Consider the following 16,595-nt stretch of genomic DNA (forward strand, 5'->3'; position numbering starts at 1 on the left):
TTTTAAATTAATATTAGTTATTTTCAATAGTTAATCCTTCGTGTGCAAGTTCTAAGGTTTCAATAGCCACCTCATTACCTTCAGCTTTAAGATCTGTAGATTGTAATTTAAGCGGAAATGCATTTTTTACTTTCCAGGTCACTGCAGGCTCTCCGTTCTCATCTAAAAGGGAAATTGTAATGGTTCTGCGCTCTACGGTATTAAGCTGAGTAGTCTGAAACCAGTTAAAAAACTCATTGTCCTTTTTGAAAGTTCCTCTCTTTAAAGTGATGTTACTGAAAACTTTCAGGCCGGGCATCTTGATTTTACTAAAGTCAGGACTCGCTCCGTGTCTGTATTCAATTAAACCGGCTTCAACGTTTAAACCGCTTACTTCCTGGAAACCTACTTTTGTTCCGCCCCAATCTACTTCAAAGGCAAACTTTACTAATGGATATGTACTCATAATGTATTTATATTTTTGTTGTTATTTAAGTTATTTTATGCTTCCTGTAATTTGTGTGAAAAACGAAGCACGATAAATTCAGCCGGACGTACGGCTGCCATTCCGATCTCGATGTTCATTCTTCCTTCTAAAATATCCTGAGCGGACATTGTTTTGTTCAGACCAACACTTACGTAATAAGCTTCTTCCGGTTTGCTCCCTGCCAATGCTCCGTCTCTCCACTGCTGATCAAGGAAATTCTCGATCATTGTCTTTACACGAACCCATGTATTGGCTGTATTCGGTTCAAATACGAAACGCTCTGTTGCTTTTTTCACAGATTCTTCTACCATGCTGAAGAAACGACGTACGGATACATATTTCCATTCATTGCTGTTTCCGTCCAGCGTTCTTGCTCCCCAAACCAATGTCCCTTTTCCTGTGAAAGCTCTGATAACGTTAATTGATTTTCCATACGTAGTATCTACGTTAAGAAGATCCTGCTCCTTAGTAGTAATTTTTACGGTTGGAGCCACAACATAGTTAAGACCAATGTTAGCTGGTGATTTAAATACTCCGGCAGTACTGTCTACCTTGGCGTAAACTCCCGCCATTGCTGAGGATGGAGCAAGAATCACCTGTTTAGATTCAATAGCTTGCTTAGCCTGATTATACAACTCTGAATGATTTGCTTTTAAATCAGCTAAATTTCTGCTACCATATACACCAGTAACCGGTACTTTATCATCTTTGAAATCATAACTTAGAACTGTTTTCAATTTAGGATGATAGGCTGCTCCATATTTTAGACCTGAAGCAGACACTTCATTTCTAAAGGTAGCATCATCTCCCAGGACATCCATAATGACAAACCTGTCTTTTAATAATTCTGCCTGATCTAAAGCTTTATTATATAAATTGTAGGCTTTAGTGATTGTAACCTGATCACCGGCTCTGGAAACCAGTGACGTTTTAAAATCAGCAGTACTCTCTGCAACACTTTTAGCACTACTCCATACTGAATCAAACTTAGATGCAGCAATTTGTATATCAATCTTAACGTCAGCCACCTGAGCATTTGGAACTGCAGCAGCAGCTTTACCTGCTTCTACAACTACCTGAGCTGCCTGAGCTGCAGCAACTTCATTAGCATCATTAGGATTGGTAATTTTGTAAGTATTGGCTTTTGCAACAGCAGCATCTATAATATGCTGTATAGTTGGACCGGCAGAATTTGCAACATCTGCAACAGCTTTTGAGGCAGTTTTTGCAATAGTGGCAAAAGTTTCATTACTTTCTGAGACTTCAGAAGCTTTGGCAGCAGCAGCAATATCTGAAGCAGCAGGAACTAAATCCTGAAGATCAGGGAAAACGATAAGAGTTGGTTCGTCCTCTTTTTTTAATAAGTCAAGACCTGCCTGTAATTCTACAGTATTTACGGATGCAGGATACCCTTCAGGTCCTACAGAAACAATATAACATGCACCACCTCCATTGGCAAAATACATTTGCATCGCATAGTACATTTTAAAATCGTTTACTTTAGTCTGCACTGCTGTTGCAACGCCATCTCTAAAAGCTACAGCTAAAGGTTCCGGCTTAGCATGTCCAAAAAGTTGCTCATACTCCAGCATAGAAGAGATTCTTGTTGGTTTATTTTTGGGTCCTAATTCGGTATATCCGATAAAAGCTGGAATAGCTGTTTCAACTTGTGCTACGGAAGGTGGAAATGTAGACTGTTCCTCCACGTAAGCTCCAGGGGTTTTGTAATTCATTTTTTAAAAATTTAATGTTAATATTAATTATTCTTCGAAGCGGAACTTCGAATATATATTCGTGATTGATTGTAATTTCTAAGATTCTTGTAATTGGTGTGAAAAACGTAATACAATAAATTCCGCCGGTCGTGCTAATGCTACTTTTACCGTTACACTCATTGTTTTGGTTTTAGTTTCATCTTCATCTGCTCCTACTTCAACAAAATAAGCTTCTTTTGGTGTTATCCCTGCCAATGCACCTTCCATCCATTGCTGGTTAAGAAAATTTTCAAGAGTAGCTTTTGCCTGTAACCAGGTAGGTCGTATATTGGGTTCGTCAATAAATTCATGAAGTGTTTTACTTATCGCTTGCTTTAGCATATTATAATAGCGACGTACATTCACATACTTCCATTCATTGTCTTTCCCATCTTTTTTGTCCATTCCGTCCAGCGTTCTGGCTCCCCATACTAATGTCCCTTTTCCTGTAAAAGTTCTAATTGCATTGATTGATTTTCCTGTATCATCTGTATGTAGTTTTGCCTGTTCCTGATCTGAAATTTTTTCTGTGGGAGCAACTACATAATTAAAACCTACGTTGGCAGGAGCTTTCCACACCCCTCTTATACTGTCTACCCTGTTGTATACACCAGCCATGGCAGATGATGGGGGTAAAACAACTTTCAACGACTGTATTTCTTTCTTCACCTGATTGTATAATGCAGAATTTGAGGACTCTAAATTTTTAAGGATAATACCATTTGCCTCTCCTTCTTCGTCTTTCACATCAACAATTGCAGACTTTAGCGCTTCAAATTCCCCACTGAAAGCAGGCGCGCTTTCATCCAAATCATCAGGAACAGTAAAATCATCAATTGTTCCATCATATATAGCGTCTAATACAGCTTTTGATTCATTAATTGCCAGAATTAAACTTGATTTTCCATGAGATACCGCATCAGCGGATTCATTAATTTCTTCTGCAATGGCAATAGCCTGTCCTAAGAAATCAGCAAGTATAAAAGGATCAGGAGATCCACCTGAAATTTCCATGTTTGCTAAGTTTTGCAGTTCACTTAAAGCCGCTATCTCCCCTTTATAAAAAACAGAGCTTTCCTGCTTAGGCTCCTGTAAACCTTTATGTACAATTGGTGTTTTATTCTCATCAAAAGAATAGTTCAAAATAGTTTTTAAATGTGGGAAATAGGCTGCAGCATGACTGGTTGAATTCACTTTATTTCTAAAGATATCAATAGTAGTAAGATCATTGGATCCCTTTACAGAGTTTCCGTAATAGGTATCCAGTATAGCAAATCTATTTTCTGTCTCTACTTTTGCTTTCTCAATTACCTGATTGGAGATTGTATAAAAATCTTCTTCATTAGCTAGCGAGATCGCATCAGGGAGAATAATAAGACTTGGCTCTTTTATATAGTCAATCATCTGTACCCCTGTCTCCAGTGCAGACAGCTGTACTTCTCCTGTTGAAGGGTATTTTCCTGCAGAAATAATATAGCAAGGCCCCCCGCCATTCGCAAAATACATTTGAAGTGAATAGTACATTAGAAATTGTACCGGAGGTGGTATTAGAGCCACCCCTTTATCTTTTACATCTTTTAGCTGAATGCCCTCTTTTTTTGGTCCCCCGAAAGAGCGTTCATATTCCAAAAGAGAACCGATTTTAAAAGCATTTTTATATTGATCAGGTATTAGCTCAGTATACCCTATAAACACAGGTATGGCTGTTTCTGCTAATGCAACAGAATAAGGAAGTTTTGTAATTTCTTCAATAGAAACTCCCGGTGTTGTTAGATTTAACATGTTAAAAAATTTGAAAAGGTTATTAGTTTTTATTTTATGGTTAATTAACTTTAATACTTTGTATATTAACGTCATTAATCAGTTCAACAGGTTTTGTCTCTTTAGCTACAATTTTTATTACACTGATTTTATATAAGACAGACGGCATGATCTTCCCACCTAATAATCCCCAGATATAACTTAGCTGATCAAAGGGGATAGAATGCAATTCAATTCTGAACTTAAAATTATCTTCTTGATTGGATCCAATATATTCTAATACATTATTTGCTTGAAATATTTCAATAACTTTCGAGATATTCAGCAACCCTTTGTTATACATACTTCTGTTGGCTGCGATCATTACATAAAGGTTTAAATAAGCCGGAGCACTCTCCTTGTCATATCGGGTCGGTTGAGATTCTACCACTACCTGCTGGTATCTTGATCTATTTTTCAATGTTGATTCTTCCTCAACACTTAACAGAGTAATTATTACCTTGTCGCTAAGCCGAGAGTCTTCGTCATCATGTTTTGCGATATCACCTACAACAGCGATTTCTACTTCATTAGGAAAAATTGGGTTATATAAACCATTTGGCTCATTTAGCTTATTTTGTAAAACTGTTAATACATTATTAATCATAATTTCTGTTCTTAGTTATTGTGGTGCAAACATACAATCCCCCCTCCTCAAAAGACAAATATTTGGAGCTCTCAATACAGTCTTTGCAGTAAATCGAATTTTTATTTTTCGAAAAAAAAATAAAAAAACAAAAGAATAAAACCATCATAATCAAACCATTGAATGTTTTTTTTGAAAAATAAAAATTTAGCTCTAAGACTTTCTCTATACACATAGCAAATAATCTTATCCGGAGATTAATTGCCATTTGAAAAATAAATCTTCAAATACTACGGCATACTTCCCTCTACTCTCACTTGAAAGTGATGTCTTTTTATACCCTGTAATTTCTAAAAACAGCAACCTCCATTTAATCGGGAAACAATTTTGCCTTTTACTGCAAAGACAGAATAGAGCGTCCTTATAATTCGCAAAATGCCTTTTCATCTTCTAATTTTGACCCCAATAATTTTTAAAATTTAATAACATGAATATCAAAAAACTTTTTGGCAAGCGCAATGAAATCATTGGCGGCCATTTCAATGAATTGCGCTCGAAAATGGGCGTAGCTGATCAAAATGAAGAACTAATTTTCTCTTTAAGAGAACAAATTTGTAACGCATGCCCTTTAAAAAACGGTAATAATTGCAATGCCATGAAATGGCTTAACCCAGACACACTGGAAGTTATAGACTCTCCAAAAGATGGCTTTATCAGAGGTTGCGGATGCAGACTGAGTGCAAAACAAAAATCAAAGTTAAGTCTTTGCCCCGCAGGTTTTTGGGGAGGAGAATTCGATCAGAAGTAAAATCCTTTGAACACTCTCTATATTGTATAATTAAAACCTATTTAGTATGATGCAAGATCATATAATTCAGAAAGTCTTTGTGGAAATCACAGTTAACAACAAAGAAAAAGCATTTAGCCTAAAAGAGGATATTAACAGTTTTTTGTCTATGGATGTTTTTCCGGAAATAGAGAAGTACATCAATACTTTGGAGCATCAATTAGTCGGCCATACCCTCCAAATTCCTCGGTTAGAATTGGATCTGGATGTAAAAAGCAGTTCGCTAAATGCTGAATTAAAAGAAAATATTGCTCGACTTTTTAAAGAAGAACTTTCAGAAGTCATTAACCCGGTTATAGGTTCAGATCAAACAACAGAAAGTGATTCTAAGGCATATCTGATTGACAATCAAGAAAAGATGGTGCAAACTTTTGTCTATTTTTTAGAAAAGGGATATATGCCCTGGTGGAATTCGACCAAAAAAGAGACTTCTTTTATGGAACCAGCCGCATTTGATCATCTGATTCTGGCTGATAACTTCTCCCAAAGTATGATTCCCATTTTGTCTAAACCACATGTTCAGGATCGAATTATCAATCAATTTTCAAATGCGCAGATTGCCCAATTATGTCTGACAGTTATAAAAAATAAAGCGTTAAAAATCAACCTGCAGGTCGAGGTCATCAGTCTCATATCTAAGCTTAATAATACTGAAAGACTCATCATATGGCGTTTAGTTCTGGATGTATTATCAAAACATTTGGGTTCTTCAACTAATAACCTTCGGGAATACCTTCTGCAACAGATTACAAAAGTAGCAACAGTAGCAGCAAAGGGTCAATCACCAGCAAAGGGTCAGTCACCAACAAAAAACAGCTCTCAGAAATGGAAAGCAGTGGCTAAGATATTCCCCTTTATTCAGGAAAATGAAATTATTGAAACCTTCGAAAACAATACAACTGATACTCCGGAAGGTACAAAAGATTCAGCAGAAAAGATTCAGCAGGAAAATATTTCAGAGTATGCTAACCCACACCTGAATGATGGGCAATATGTTCAAAATGCCGGCCTTATTCTGATACACCCATTCATTAAAACCTTTTTTGAACATTGTGATCTTATTCATCCGGAAACCCAACAGCTCACTGACCCTGAATTAGGTGCACATTTGTTACATTATATTGCTACCGGAAAAACAAATGCTCCTGAACACGACATGATTTTCGAGAAATTCTTATGTAACATTCCTATGAATCAATCGATTAACAGACATATTAAACTTTCGCGTAAGCATAAAACACAGGCTAAAAATGTTATAGAAAGTGTTCTGCACAACTGGAATCCAATGAGAAAATCATCATCGGGATTATTACAAAACGAATTTTTCCAACGGTCGGGAAAATTAGTAGTTACCGATTTTGATTACACCCTTACCATAGAACGAAAGGCGCAGGATATTTTACTTGATAAACTTTCCTGGGGTATTGGTCTTTTTAAACTGCCATGGCAGGAAAAATTCATATTTGTGAACTGGTAATCAATTTTTTATTGATTGGTTCATACACTACAAAATCTACTCTAGAATTATTTTCTATTTTAAGAAAAATATTTTCCGGTATTTCTCCAGCCTTACCATACAATTTTAACACAAGCAACTCAAAATACAATTATGAAATCTCTAACTAATCATGAACAAAAATCATTGGCAAAGACAAAAGTTAATGAAAAAACGGAAGGAATTAATCACTTATTTCAAGCCACTGAAGTAAATCATAATGCTTTAAACGAAGAAATGAAATGGTTGCAATTGCTTATTGAAATGCGTTGCACAGAATTGTTTTTAGAGGATGAGGATACTGCTTATGAAGTGCCTGAACCCCCAACGATAAATGATGAATCACCCTACTCGGTTACCATAAACACCCACCAGCTGACAGCAATAGACAGAGTAATTTTAGCGCTGGGGGTTGCCTCAGCTCATTATCCGTCAGTGCTAAAAACATTCGTACAGATAGAAGAAAGCAGCAATGCATTTGCTATTGAAGCAGGCGGCGAATACAGTAAGAGTAACCGAAGTTTTAAGCCAACTTTTCAAACTTCACTTTTTTTGCTTGCCGGTAAGGATTTGTCCTTGTGGTCGCAGTATAGTGCCCAACTGATAAACGGCAGTGTATTACTGAAAAATGACATTATTTACAATCGTTCTGCAACGGAGTTTATTCATGCAAAGATTGAATTGGACACTGCTTATCTAAACTATTTTTTGTCAGGTCAAAAGCCACACTTAGATCACGGTTCGTACTTTCCGGGGAAGCTTTACAAGTCTGATCTGACCATGGATGATATTATTTTGGAAAATAATGTAAGAGAACAGATCAAACCCATTGGACATTATATCAAAGCATTGGAAAGCGGCTTTTTTAAAAATGGGGAACACAGTTTTAAACCGGGTTTCATGGCCCTATTCTACGGTGCACCGGGAACAGGAAAAACGATGCTGGCAGGAATACTTGCCAACACTTATGGTATTGATATGTATCATGTAGATCTCTCCCAGGTGGTGAGTAAATACATTGGTGAAACTGAGAAGAATCTTGAAGTACTATTCAACAGACTGCAGGGTAAAAACTGCATGCTGTTTTTCGATGAGGCGGACGCTTTGTTTGGAAAACGTTCTGATGTAAAAGATGCTCATGACCGCTATGCCAACCAGGAAGTATCTTATTTATTGCAGCGAATAGAAAAATTCGACGGATTAACAATCCTTGCCTCCAATTTTGAAAATAATATGGATGATGCTTTCAAACGCCGTATAGATGTATCTGTAAATGTAATACGTCCGACAGAAGCCACCAGGGAAGCACTTTGGAAACATTATCTGCCCAAGAATACAACCTTTGAAAGTGACGAGCTTTTAAAACATTTAGCCAAAGAATATTCTTATACCGGTGCTAATATCCGCAACATTATGAAAAATGTAACGATGGCAATATATGATCGTAATGAAACCATTATTACCCATTCATTAATAAGCACTTATCTGATGATAGAAAACGAAAAGGCTTTTGGAAAAAATCAGTCCCGCCTCAGCGCATTTGTACAAAAATCAGAATAAACCTTTAACACATCTTAATGAATATATCTAATAACCAACAACATGAGCAGACATCAAAAAACATTTGCGCCCAGGACAAACAGGTCCGAAACGCAAACTACAGATAATAAAGAGGATGAAAAAAAATATGAAAAAATCAACAGTCAGGATGCTAAAATTTCCCTCGCAAAAACAGAAGTTACTCAAATAACATACGATCCTTTTAGAAACAGAGCATTTAATAAAGTAGAAAGAGGCTCAGCCAGAATACAGCTTTTGGACAGCGGGCTGCATGTATTGGCGCTCAATAAGGCGCTCAATTTATTAGGACACAAAGTTCCTGAAAACGGAAATTCTTTTGGCAATAATACAAAGATTGCCCTCATCAACTTCCAACGAAAGAATGGTCTTACAGGCTCTGGAGTTTTTGATAAGGAAACTTTATTGAAAATGGATGGAGAGTTGGCAAAATTTAAAGATAAAAAGGATAACGGTAATATTACTTTGTCTTCAACATTGGAAAAACCTAAAACTAGTAATTCTAAAGATGATGACTCGATTACTCATACTATTGTTATAGCAAAAAATCAAAAATTCAATGGCAAATTAATTCAGACTGATGAAGATCTTAATCACTTTGCTGAGTTTAAGATGAACATAACCCGCCATCTGGAATGGAATCCAAAATTTACTGATGAAGAAGTTAAAAATATGGTTGCCAAAGGAGCGTCTGTAAACTATAAGATATCTGCAAAAGAAAATAATATAGAAAAAGAAACAGAAACGCTATCACCAGACAAAAAACAATTTATCAGAGACGCAACAAGTACTGCCGATTACATTCAAAATACGCGTATCCTCGATCTATTAAAGCAGTTATCTGATGAAGAAATAGCTGATTATAAGAGTAAAGTTTCGGAGGAAACAACCAGTATGACAGCTATTGAAGAATCCCTTAAAGAATATATTAAGAATAGAACCCTTCGAAATAAAGAAAAAAATAATCGAGAAGAAGTACAAAAACAATTAACTGGATTAGAAACTTTATACAAACAATATAAAAACTATATTAAGTTTAAACACAGCCACGAAAGCACACCTTATGAACATGGGGATCCTAATAAAGCTTTTTTTGAAAATGCATTAAATAAACAATTAGAGGAATTACTTGTTTCACTTACGGCAAATGGATTTACCTTAGAATCATTCAAAAAATTGATTACAGATTATGAACTTTCTTTCCGCAAAGAGACCGTTCACATTGCAGAGGATTCTTTGGTAAAATACAGACATGTTCTTTTTGAACAAAAAAAGAAATTACTCAATGATACTTTCATCAAAAATTTATTAGAAAAAATAAAAGCTTCTAAAGCCAAGGAAAGTTATGAAGTAGCCAATAGCGCCGGCACTCCTATCATAGCTGAAAAACCAAATTCTGAAGAAAGAGCCTTTAAAAATAGAATGGAGGCACTTGCCAGAAGCAAAAAAGCAGAAGGTAATGAAGCAATCAAGAGATTATCATCCATCACTCCACTGGTTGAAGATAATGGATTTAATAAGGAAGGTTTTTCCGAAATAGAAACACAACAAGAGCTCCGTAATTTTCTGGAAAATTATATTAATGATCAGGAAGAATATATAACAAAAATCATTACAAAATTACATGCTGATCAAGGTATTTCTATCTATGGCTTTGGAAGCTTGCTTCAAAAATCAAAAGAACAGCAAGGAATAGCTAAAGACAGTATTTTTGATTTAATAATAACGGATAAAGAAAGTGAAGAAAGTACTAAACATATTATAGAAGGATTATTAATCGGTGTTTTAGCCGTTGCATTAGGCTTACTCTCTTTTGGTACAGGAACAGTAGCTGTATTACTGGCCGCAGGAAATTTTGCTCTTGGTGCTTACTTGACCTATGAGGAAATTGAAGCATACCGGACACAACTTGCCGCCTATAAAGTAGATATTTCCCAGGATGAACCAAGTGCTGTCTGGGTGGTTATTTCAGTGGTAGGATCTGTTTTAGATGCAGCGGCTGTTGCAAAAATTTCAGCTAAACTGGCAGATGCAGGCAGAGCATTTGATCTTACAAAAGATACCGATCAAACCAGAAAGATTCTTACGGAAGCAAAATTAGATAGAGCAACTCAGGATAAGGTAATAAAGGCATTGGAAAGTGATTTAGCCAGAATTGAAGCTCTTGAAAACAAAGTACAGCATAATATTTCTAAACAAGCTAAAATACAAACCCAGCAACAAAAAATACTTTCTGGCTTTGCAAAAGCAAGACAACTTACCTACGTAACAATACCAGGTTTAGTACAAACAGGAGAATTATTAGCCAGAGCAGTATTTGCTATTCGAAAAGGAATTGTTACATTTGATAGTTTTATTGCAGAACTTAAACTGGCCAAACTTATTGGTGAGACAGGATTAAATCCTGAAGATTTAGTGTTAGCTAAAAACGCTTTTGAAAAGGCAAAAACTTTAGCTAAAGATGATAAGTTGGTTATCGAACTCGAAAAAGCAATAGCAGAAAATGACCTTGTTAAGGTAAAAAATTTGCTTAAAGACAATAAAGGCGTAACAGCAAGTACAAAAAGTGAAGAAAAGCTTTCGATAGATCTTGAAGAAAAAAATGCAACAATCTATAGAACACAAGGAGGTGTTAAACCTAATGCCAGTCAACATAGAATAAGACTAGATAAAAATGGAGATGTAAAAATAAATGGAGATAATATGCTGTATGTAACATTAGACGACAAGTCACATCAAATTTATTTTTATGAAAAACGAGGTGGAAAAGATATGGATGTAAAAATAGTGTCTTTTGAAATTCCCGAATCATTAGCAAAAGAAATTAGAGAAAGTGCAGTAGCGCAGGACTTAGGTAAAGTATATCCTACAAAACCGCAGATTTCAGATCCAACAAAATCTACAGGAGCATTTGGTCTACCGAAAGAATATATAAAAAAAATAGAAGAACAAGCCATTAAAGGAAGCTGGAAAGTTGAACAACCATAAATTGAATTGTATGAAAAGTATAGAACAAAGATTAGATGAAAATTATATATTAGGCTGCATAAAACATAATGATAAATATCAATTTTACTTGATGCCAATCGCATGGTGGATTCTAAATTATGAAAAATACAGTCCATCAATATTACAGGACATTTCTCGTCAAAATTTTAGAAATGGTGCATTAAATGTAACTGATGATAAATTATTTTCTTTTTTCGGGTCTATTTCTGAAGATCAAGTTTCTGTATCAGAAGCAAAAAGTATTATTGAAAATTTCACAGAAGAATATGCTGGAATTACATTTTTCATTGATTTTGATAAAAAAGAGTATATAAGTATATTCGACTATATTGAAGTAGAAACCTATTTACCAGATACAACTTGGATCGGAAAGTATGCAAATCCAATAGATTATATTCCTAAAAATATATTAAATCAATAAACCATTTTAGTACCCTAGCTTTTTTAAAAGAAAAAAAAATCTTTACATTGATTGTTTATCAACTTGCTTAGCCCAGCCAAACTAAAAAGCAAGAATATAACTATTTCTCTTTTAACATGGATGATTTCGTTTAATCTACAAAAAATGAATTTGCTCTGGTTTAATTATTTATTTTTATCCTTTACCGTGTATTATTATTTAAGGACTAGTCAAAATCAAGAATCTAAAAATGAAAACTTTTGAAGAAATAAAAAAAACGGAACCCCTATTAAGATTTTTAGGAAGCAAATTTGGAACGATGTATTTTAATGATAATGTTTCTGATGGAAATGATATTATTATACGTCATTTGGATGGTGAACTTACCCCTGAACTCCTCCCAGTGTACATTCAATTATATGAGGCTGTATTAAAGTATATTGATGAACATCATAAAATAAAAGACCATGTCTTCATGCCTCAATTATTAGAAGTAGGAGAAGATTATATTATTCGCTCTTTTTATGTTTATCTTGTACCTACTCGTAGATATTTTGACCCTGATGAGCCATTAGAACCATTAAAAGAATACTATGAAATGATCAGGGCTTTCTCAGAAGAAATGATCAATGAGTTTTCGGAAGAGGATATTACGGATCCTGACAAACAAAGCATTATAAAAAGAATTCTAAGAAAAAGTCTGATTGAGCCAAGAGGCAAAACTTTTTTTGAAGGACGCTATCTAAAAAAACATATTATTGTAGAGCCTGCTATATCCATAGAAGATATAGAAAAATGGAAAATTAGAGATGAAGAATATTTTTCTTAACGGGTAATGAATAAATAATTATTTAAAATTAGCCAAAATAATAAGCAAAGCTGGCTGAATCCTGAAGATTTAGTGTTAGCTAAAAATGCTTTTGAAAAGGCAAAAACTTTAGCTAAAGATGATAAGTTAGCTCTTGAACTCGAAAAAGCAGTAGCTGATAATGATCTTGCGAAGGTAAAGAGTTTGCTAGAAGAAAAGAACTATACTGGACGTTTCTATAATGGGAAAAAACCTAAGTATGAAAACCCTGGACATCATGACCCAAAAAGTCCTAATTTTAGAGGTGGAGGAAGCAAAACTGAAGCTATTCCTGAAAATCATGAAGAACTATGGAAAAGAGCTATACCTGGTTTTTCTAATTTGGAAACTAAACAAGGAATAGGAATGCCCAAAACCTGGTATAGCATTGACAATGCAGGAAAAATACATCAGTTTCAAGTGGATAATAATGGAATAGCTCATTGGGCTGGAAGTCAAAATGGAGCTAGAGGAGTACAAGGAATAGATGAGGCAACAAAAAGAAGACTAATAAAATACTTTAAAGATAAATTAAAATGATAAATATATATAATTCTAAAAGCATAAAATTAGAAGTTGAACTGTCACAGAATATTTCTTTTGATAATATTTTTGGAAGGCTAAATTTCACAATACATAATCAGAACTTGTCAAATAATGAAGAGGCTAATTTAGCATATCTTTTTGTTGATTTTGAATATCTTAAAATAAGGTTAGAAGCAAATGAAATAATTAAAAATGATTTGTTTTATATAGCAGATGAATCAATTTTACTATATTGGAAAGAGTGGGAGATTTTTATGGATAGTATCAACATTGAAGAAACAGAAGAAAAGAAGACAGAAAATGCAATTTTTTTTGATAGAAACTATTTTAGGACAGGCAATATATTCAGTAGCTTTTTCTTTGATGATATAATGATTTTTTACGTTATCGAAAATGATTTGATTAAATTTAAATATTGGAATAAATTATGTGGTTCCAAAATTTATGAAATAGGCGTAAACAAAAGTGAGCTAATAAGTAGCATTAATTCTTTCTTAACTTTTTTTAACACGACTAATAATTATTTAAAAAATAAAAAATAAAATCATATATATTTTCCCTATAGAATTTAGTATATGAAAAAAATGAATAGAGAAAAATTTCATCTATCCTATTCTCCAAAGTCTCCCGACTAGCTCTTAAATCATTCCTTGAATTCAGTAAGAAATCTTATAATATTGCTAAATCATTAAATATATCTAATGTAGAATTAGGAGGTTCTACAATAATAAACCCAGATGTCTTAGCTATGGTTAAAAGAATGGGGTTTGAAAAGAAAATTGTGGATGTCCCTGTAATTATAGGTGGCAACCCTGGAGAAAAAATGGAATTATTTGTAAAAAAATTTAAAGATAAATAGAACATAATGGATACAAAAGAAAAATATATAAAATTAAAGAAAGATGGGAAAAATGTTTTAACAATCTTTAATGAGCTAATAGAAAACAATAGCCCAATGAATTCTGTGGTTAAATTACGTGAGTTATTTCCTGAACTCACTTTGATTGAAGCTAAGGAAATATTGATTTTATCAGAAACGAATTACAAAGATTTAGATGATTATCAAAAAGATTTATTGAATCAATTAAAAAATGATATTAGATTCTTACGGATAGCCTTAAAAGCTATCCTTTTTTATGCAAGAACCTTAATTTGAACTTTAAAAAGCAATAACATAATGATCTTACAAAGGTAAAAATTTTGCTGGAAGAAACAGAAAAATTAGCTCAGAGTATATAAAAGCAAAAAGAACTTTCAAAGAATGCCGAGAAAATAAAAAGTACATTCTTAAAAAACAATTTTCAGAAGAAAAACTAGTCTTAGAAACACAAAGATTTGAAAAAATAAATTTAGCTTATATTGAAGGAGAAATAGTTGGGCTGAAATTTAATTCTTCTGATTTTGTTGTAAGCAGAAAGAAATATGAAGGAGAAGAATTATTTGAATCATATAAAGTCGATAAGAATGGAAATATAAATACTGCTGATGCTGGAGTAGAGAATTTGATACTGAATATTTTGAGTTAAGTAAAATTGCCAATAACTTAGATGTGAAAAAAGGAGAAGTATATATTAAATAGTAAAGGGAAAATTACAATTGCATCAGAATTATCTTATTGCATTTCTTGTCAAGGTGTGATACAAGACTTTAGCAAAATGTTCCCACATATTAGATTTAATTTTGTTGACGGAATTAAAAATATGAAATAATGAAAATAAACAGCGCTTTTTATGCAGATATTGCAGTTATACAATTCACTCATTGGTTTAATAATCAAAACAATACAGAAATTTGTACATATGCAGAAGTTAAAGAAGGTATACCTTTTGTGGAAATCGATTTTAAGGATACGAGTAGAGAGTTAATTTTTAAATATTCATTTCGGCTTGGAGAAATACAAAATGAATTATCTCAAAAAGAAAAATATTCATTAGACTATTTAAAATATCCATTACCTCCAAAGGAAGATGAAAAATATCGATTCGATTAAATACTGAGGGGTGTATATAATCTTGTTAAGATCGAACGATTACCCTCAACTCTTCAAAGTCGGGAGAATTCGGAGAGTTTTATTCAAACACAAGAATATTGAACTATCTATTCCCAAGCCAATCCCAGGATTTGATGTCATTGATAAACTGAATGAATCCTAAAAAGAAATACTTGTAGTAAAAAGTGCTTTTGAGAAGGCATGAAAGTTAACCAAAGATGATAAGGTAGCTCCTCAACTCGAAAAAGTGTAATCTTCCCTAAAAACTATAGCACTTAAAAATATAGTTTTTAGGGAAGATTACACTAAACAATAATGCTATGAATAAAGTATATATAAACAATAATGAAATAAGTATAAAAAGAGTTAACTATTTACAAATAGATTTTGGCAGACTGAATCCGCATGTAGACTATAATGAATATAGAATATTAATCCGTGTAAATGATTTTATAAGTAAGATAAAACCAAAATATGATTCTTTTCTAGAAGAATATATCAAAGATGATGAAATAGATAATGATTTTACACCTATGTATGACGGAGCAGAAAATTATCCTGATTTTAATATGTTTATGAATCTGAAAAGTGATCAAAAGATACAGATTATTAGTGGCTATTTTATATTTATAATATTAGATGAATTTATAGATGATTATAGTGGAAATAATAAAGAAATATATTTACTTAAAAATTTAGAAAAGATCACCATTAATAGTGATCACATTATATTTGAAGGTAAATCTTTATATATTGTAGATTAGTAATTTACTGAACTAGTCAACACTTAACCTGGTAGTTATAAATTTCTCTCCGAAGCTTCTTGACTTCGGAGATTTTTTTTTAAGCAGAAGCAATAAATAAAATTACAATGAAAAACTTTGAAGAATTAAATAAAAAAGAAGTACTTAATAGAATGTTGAGTAGCGAATTTGGCACATTATATTCTCATCTTGATACACAAGGCAATATTGATAAAGTAATAAGATTCCTAGATGGCGCACTTACCCCTGAACTCCTCCCAATATATATTCAATTATATGAGGCTGGGTAAACTTCCCTGTTTTAAATATATTATTGAATGTAAGGAAAGTATTAGTCATAATACATTAACAACAAAAACGCCCGATGGATCTTATAAGTTTTTAAATCAATTTGATAAGTATTTGAACCAAAAAAATATTAAATATATTAATATCAAAAACAGACAAGTAGTTTTGTAATCTCACCATGTCTATGCACATTCAAAAGTAGAGTTTTTGGTTAATAATTTATTG

The 16,595-nt window shown here is 33.3% G+C and carries 17 protein-coding genes; 13 read left to right on the forward strand and 4 right to left on the reverse strand.

The annotated features are described in order from the left end of the window. Positions 1–13: 13 nt before the first annotated feature. The 4 genes from AC27VX_RS22045 to AC27VX_RS22060 all read right to left on the reverse strand — a co-directional run bounded on the left by AC27VX_RS22045 (position 14) and on the right by AC27VX_RS22060 (position 4,627). The gene (locus tag AC27VX_RS22045; protein ID WP_236855161.1) at positions 14–445 is read right to left on the reverse strand and encodes a phage tail protein; all 432 of its coding nucleotides are present in this window, start codon (positions 443–445) and stop codon (positions 14–16) included. Positions 446–480: 35 nt separating this feature from the next. Continuing rightward, positions 481–2,199 carry a phage tail sheath family protein gene (locus tag AC27VX_RS22050; protein ID WP_488698009.1) on the reverse strand — a complete coding sequence of 573 codons (1,719 nt, stop codon included), beginning with the start codon at positions 2,197–2,199 and terminating at the stop codon, positions 481–483. A gap of 78 nt (positions 2,200–2,277) precedes the next feature. After that, positions 2,278–4,002 (reverse strand): phage tail sheath family protein, encoded by a 1,725-nt coding sequence (locus AC27VX_RS22055; RefSeq protein WP_488698011.1) that lies wholly within the window; start codon positions 4,000–4,002, stop codon positions 2,278–2,280. A gap of 40 nt (positions 4,003–4,042) precedes the next feature. Continuing rightward, positions 4,043–4,627, reverse strand: coding sequence for a Pvc16 family protein (locus tag AC27VX_RS22060; protein ID WP_236855165.1), 585 nt, complete (start codon positions 4,625–4,627; stop codon positions 4,043–4,045). A gap of 466 nt (positions 4,628–5,093) precedes the next feature. Between AC27VX_RS22060 and AC27VX_RS22065 the strand changes: the two genes are divergently transcribed. From AC27VX_RS22065 to AC27VX_RS22125, 13 genes are all read left to right on the forward strand, one after another. Next, complete coding sequence (locus tag AC27VX_RS22065; protein ID WP_488698013.1) at positions 5,094–5,414, forward strand: hypothetical protein; 321 nt, start codon at positions 5,094–5,096, stop codon at positions 5,412–5,414. Between the two features lie 46 nt (positions 5,415–5,460). Then, positions 5,461–6,930: a contractile injection system tape measure protein gene (locus AC27VX_RS22070; protein ID WP_488698015.1), complete on the forward strand. Its 1,470-nt coding sequence runs from the start codon at positions 5,461–5,463 to the stop codon at positions 6,928–6,930. 132 nt (positions 6,931–7,062) lie between these two features. Next, positions 7,063–8,508 (forward strand): ATP-binding protein, encoded by a 1,446-nt coding sequence (locus AC27VX_RS22075; protein ID WP_488698017.1) that lies wholly within the window; start codon positions 7,063–7,065, stop codon positions 8,506–8,508. Between the two features lie 42 nt (positions 8,509–8,550). Further along, positions 8,551–11,514, forward strand: coding sequence for a peptidoglycan-binding domain-containing protein (locus tag AC27VX_RS22080; RefSeq protein ID WP_488698019.1), 2,964 nt, complete (start codon positions 8,551–8,553; stop codon positions 11,512–11,514). Between the two features lie 10 nt (positions 11,515–11,524). Then, the gene (locus AC27VX_RS22085) at positions 11,525–11,956 is read left to right on the forward strand and encodes a hypothetical protein (protein ID WP_300685943.1); all 432 of its coding nucleotides are present in this window, start codon (positions 11,525–11,527) and stop codon (positions 11,954–11,956) included. A 229-nt stretch (positions 11,957–12,185) separates the two neighbouring features. Further along, entirely contained in the window at positions 12,186–12,764 is a 579-nt protein-coding gene (locus AC27VX_RS22090) for a hypothetical protein (protein ID WP_488698021.1), read from the forward strand. Positions 12,765–12,836: 72 nt separating this feature from the next. Beyond that, on the forward strand, positions 12,837–13,322 hold the full coding sequence (locus tag AC27VX_RS22095; RefSeq protein WP_236855172.1) for a hypothetical protein: 486 nt from the start codon (positions 12,837–12,839) through the stop codon (positions 13,320–13,322). Next, a complete protein-coding gene (locus AC27VX_RS22100) occupies positions 13,319–13,870 on the forward strand; it encodes a hypothetical protein (RefSeq protein WP_236855173.1) in 552 nt (183 codons plus the stop codon). The genes AC27VX_RS22095 and AC27VX_RS22100 overlap by 4 nt, the downstream gene beginning before the upstream one ends. Before the next feature lie 323 nt (positions 13,871–14,193). Further along, entirely contained in the window at positions 14,194–14,484 is a 291-nt protein-coding gene (locus AC27VX_RS22105) for a hypothetical protein (RefSeq protein WP_236855174.1), read from the forward strand. Positions 14,485–14,896: 412 nt separating this feature from the next. Next, positions 14,897–15,037 (forward strand): deaminase domain-containing protein, encoded by a 141-nt coding sequence (locus AC27VX_RS22110; RefSeq protein WP_410681165.1) that lies wholly within the window; start codon positions 14,897–14,899, stop codon positions 15,035–15,037. After that, on the forward strand, positions 15,037–15,318 hold the full coding sequence (locus AC27VX_RS22115; RefSeq protein ID WP_488698024.1) for a hypothetical protein: 282 nt from the start codon (positions 15,037–15,039) through the stop codon (positions 15,316–15,318). The genes AC27VX_RS22110 and AC27VX_RS22115 overlap by 1 nt, the downstream gene beginning before the upstream one ends. Before the next feature lie 320 nt (positions 15,319–15,638). Further along, positions 15,639–16,082 carry a hypothetical protein gene (locus AC27VX_RS22120; RefSeq protein WP_488698025.1) on the forward strand — a complete coding sequence of 148 codons (444 nt, stop codon included), beginning with the start codon at positions 15,639–15,641 and terminating at the stop codon, positions 16,080–16,082. 107 nt (positions 16,083–16,189) lie between these two features. Next, positions 16,190–16,372 (forward strand): hypothetical protein, encoded by a 183-nt coding sequence (locus AC27VX_RS22125; protein ID WP_488698027.1) that lies wholly within the window; start codon positions 16,190–16,192, stop codon positions 16,370–16,372. The last annotated feature ends 223 nt before the right edge of the window (positions 16,373–16,595 follow it).

This window comes from Chryseobacterium sp. 14P4.3.2 (genome assembly GCF_057799275.1).

What these genes read in the sequence shown, in the direction of transcription:
- AC27VX_RS22055 (WP_488698011.1), bottom strand. Translation starts at nt 4,002, where the DNA reads ATGTTAAATCTAACAACACCGGGAGTTTCTATTGAAGAAATTACAAAA.
- AC27VX_RS22120 (WP_488698025.1), top strand. Translation starts at nt 15,639, where the DNA reads ATGAATAAAGTATATATAAACAATAATGAAATAAGTATAAAAAGAGTT.
- AC27VX_RS22085 (WP_300685943.1), top strand. Translation starts at nt 11,525, where the DNA reads ATGAAAAGTATAGAACAAAGATTAGATGAAAATTATATATTAGGCTGC.
- AC27VX_RS22075 (WP_488698017.1), top strand. Translation starts at nt 7,063, where the DNA reads ATGAAATCTCTAACTAATCATGAACAAAAATCATTGGCAAAGACAAAA.
- AC27VX_RS22105 (WP_236855174.1), top strand. Translation starts at nt 14,194, where the DNA reads ATGGATACAAAAGAAAAATATATAAAATTAAAGAAAGATGGGAAAAAT.
- AC27VX_RS22065 (WP_488698013.1), top strand. Translation starts at nt 5,094, where the DNA reads ATGAATATCAAAAAACTTTTTGGCAAGCGCAATGAAATCATTGGCGGC.
- AC27VX_RS22125 (WP_488698027.1), top strand. Translation starts at nt 16,190, where the DNA reads ATGAAAAACTTTGAAGAATTAAATAAAAAAGAAGTACTTAATAGAATG.
- AC27VX_RS22070 (WP_488698015.1), top strand. Translation starts at nt 5,461, where the DNA reads ATGATGCAAGATCATATAATTCAGAAAGTCTTTGTGGAAATCACAGTT.
- AC27VX_RS22115 (WP_488698024.1), top strand. Translation starts at nt 15,037, where the DNA reads ATGAAAATAAACAGCGCTTTTTATGCAGATATTGCAGTTATACAATTC.
- AC27VX_RS22050 (WP_488698009.1), bottom strand. Translation starts at nt 2,199, where the DNA reads ATGAATTACAAAACCCCTGGAGCTTACGTGGAGGAACAGTCTACATTT.
- AC27VX_RS22100 (WP_236855173.1), top strand. Translation starts at nt 13,319, where the DNA reads ATGATAAATATATATAATTCTAAAAGCATAAAATTAGAAGTTGAACTG.
- AC27VX_RS22060 (WP_236855165.1), bottom strand. Translation starts at nt 4,627, where the DNA reads ATGATTAATAATGTATTAACAGTTTTACAAAATAAGCTAAATGAGCCA.
- AC27VX_RS22080 (WP_488698019.1), top strand. Translation starts at nt 8,551, where the DNA reads ATGAGCAGACATCAAAAAACATTTGCGCCCAGGACAAACAGGTCCGAA.
- AC27VX_RS22045 (WP_236855161.1), bottom strand. Translation starts at nt 445, where the DNA reads ATGAGTACATATCCATTAGTAAAGTTTGCCTTTGAAGTAGATTGGGGC.
- AC27VX_RS22090 (WP_488698021.1), top strand. Translation starts at nt 12,186, where the DNA reads ATGAAAACTTTTGAAGAAATAAAAAAAACGGAACCCCTATTAAGATTT.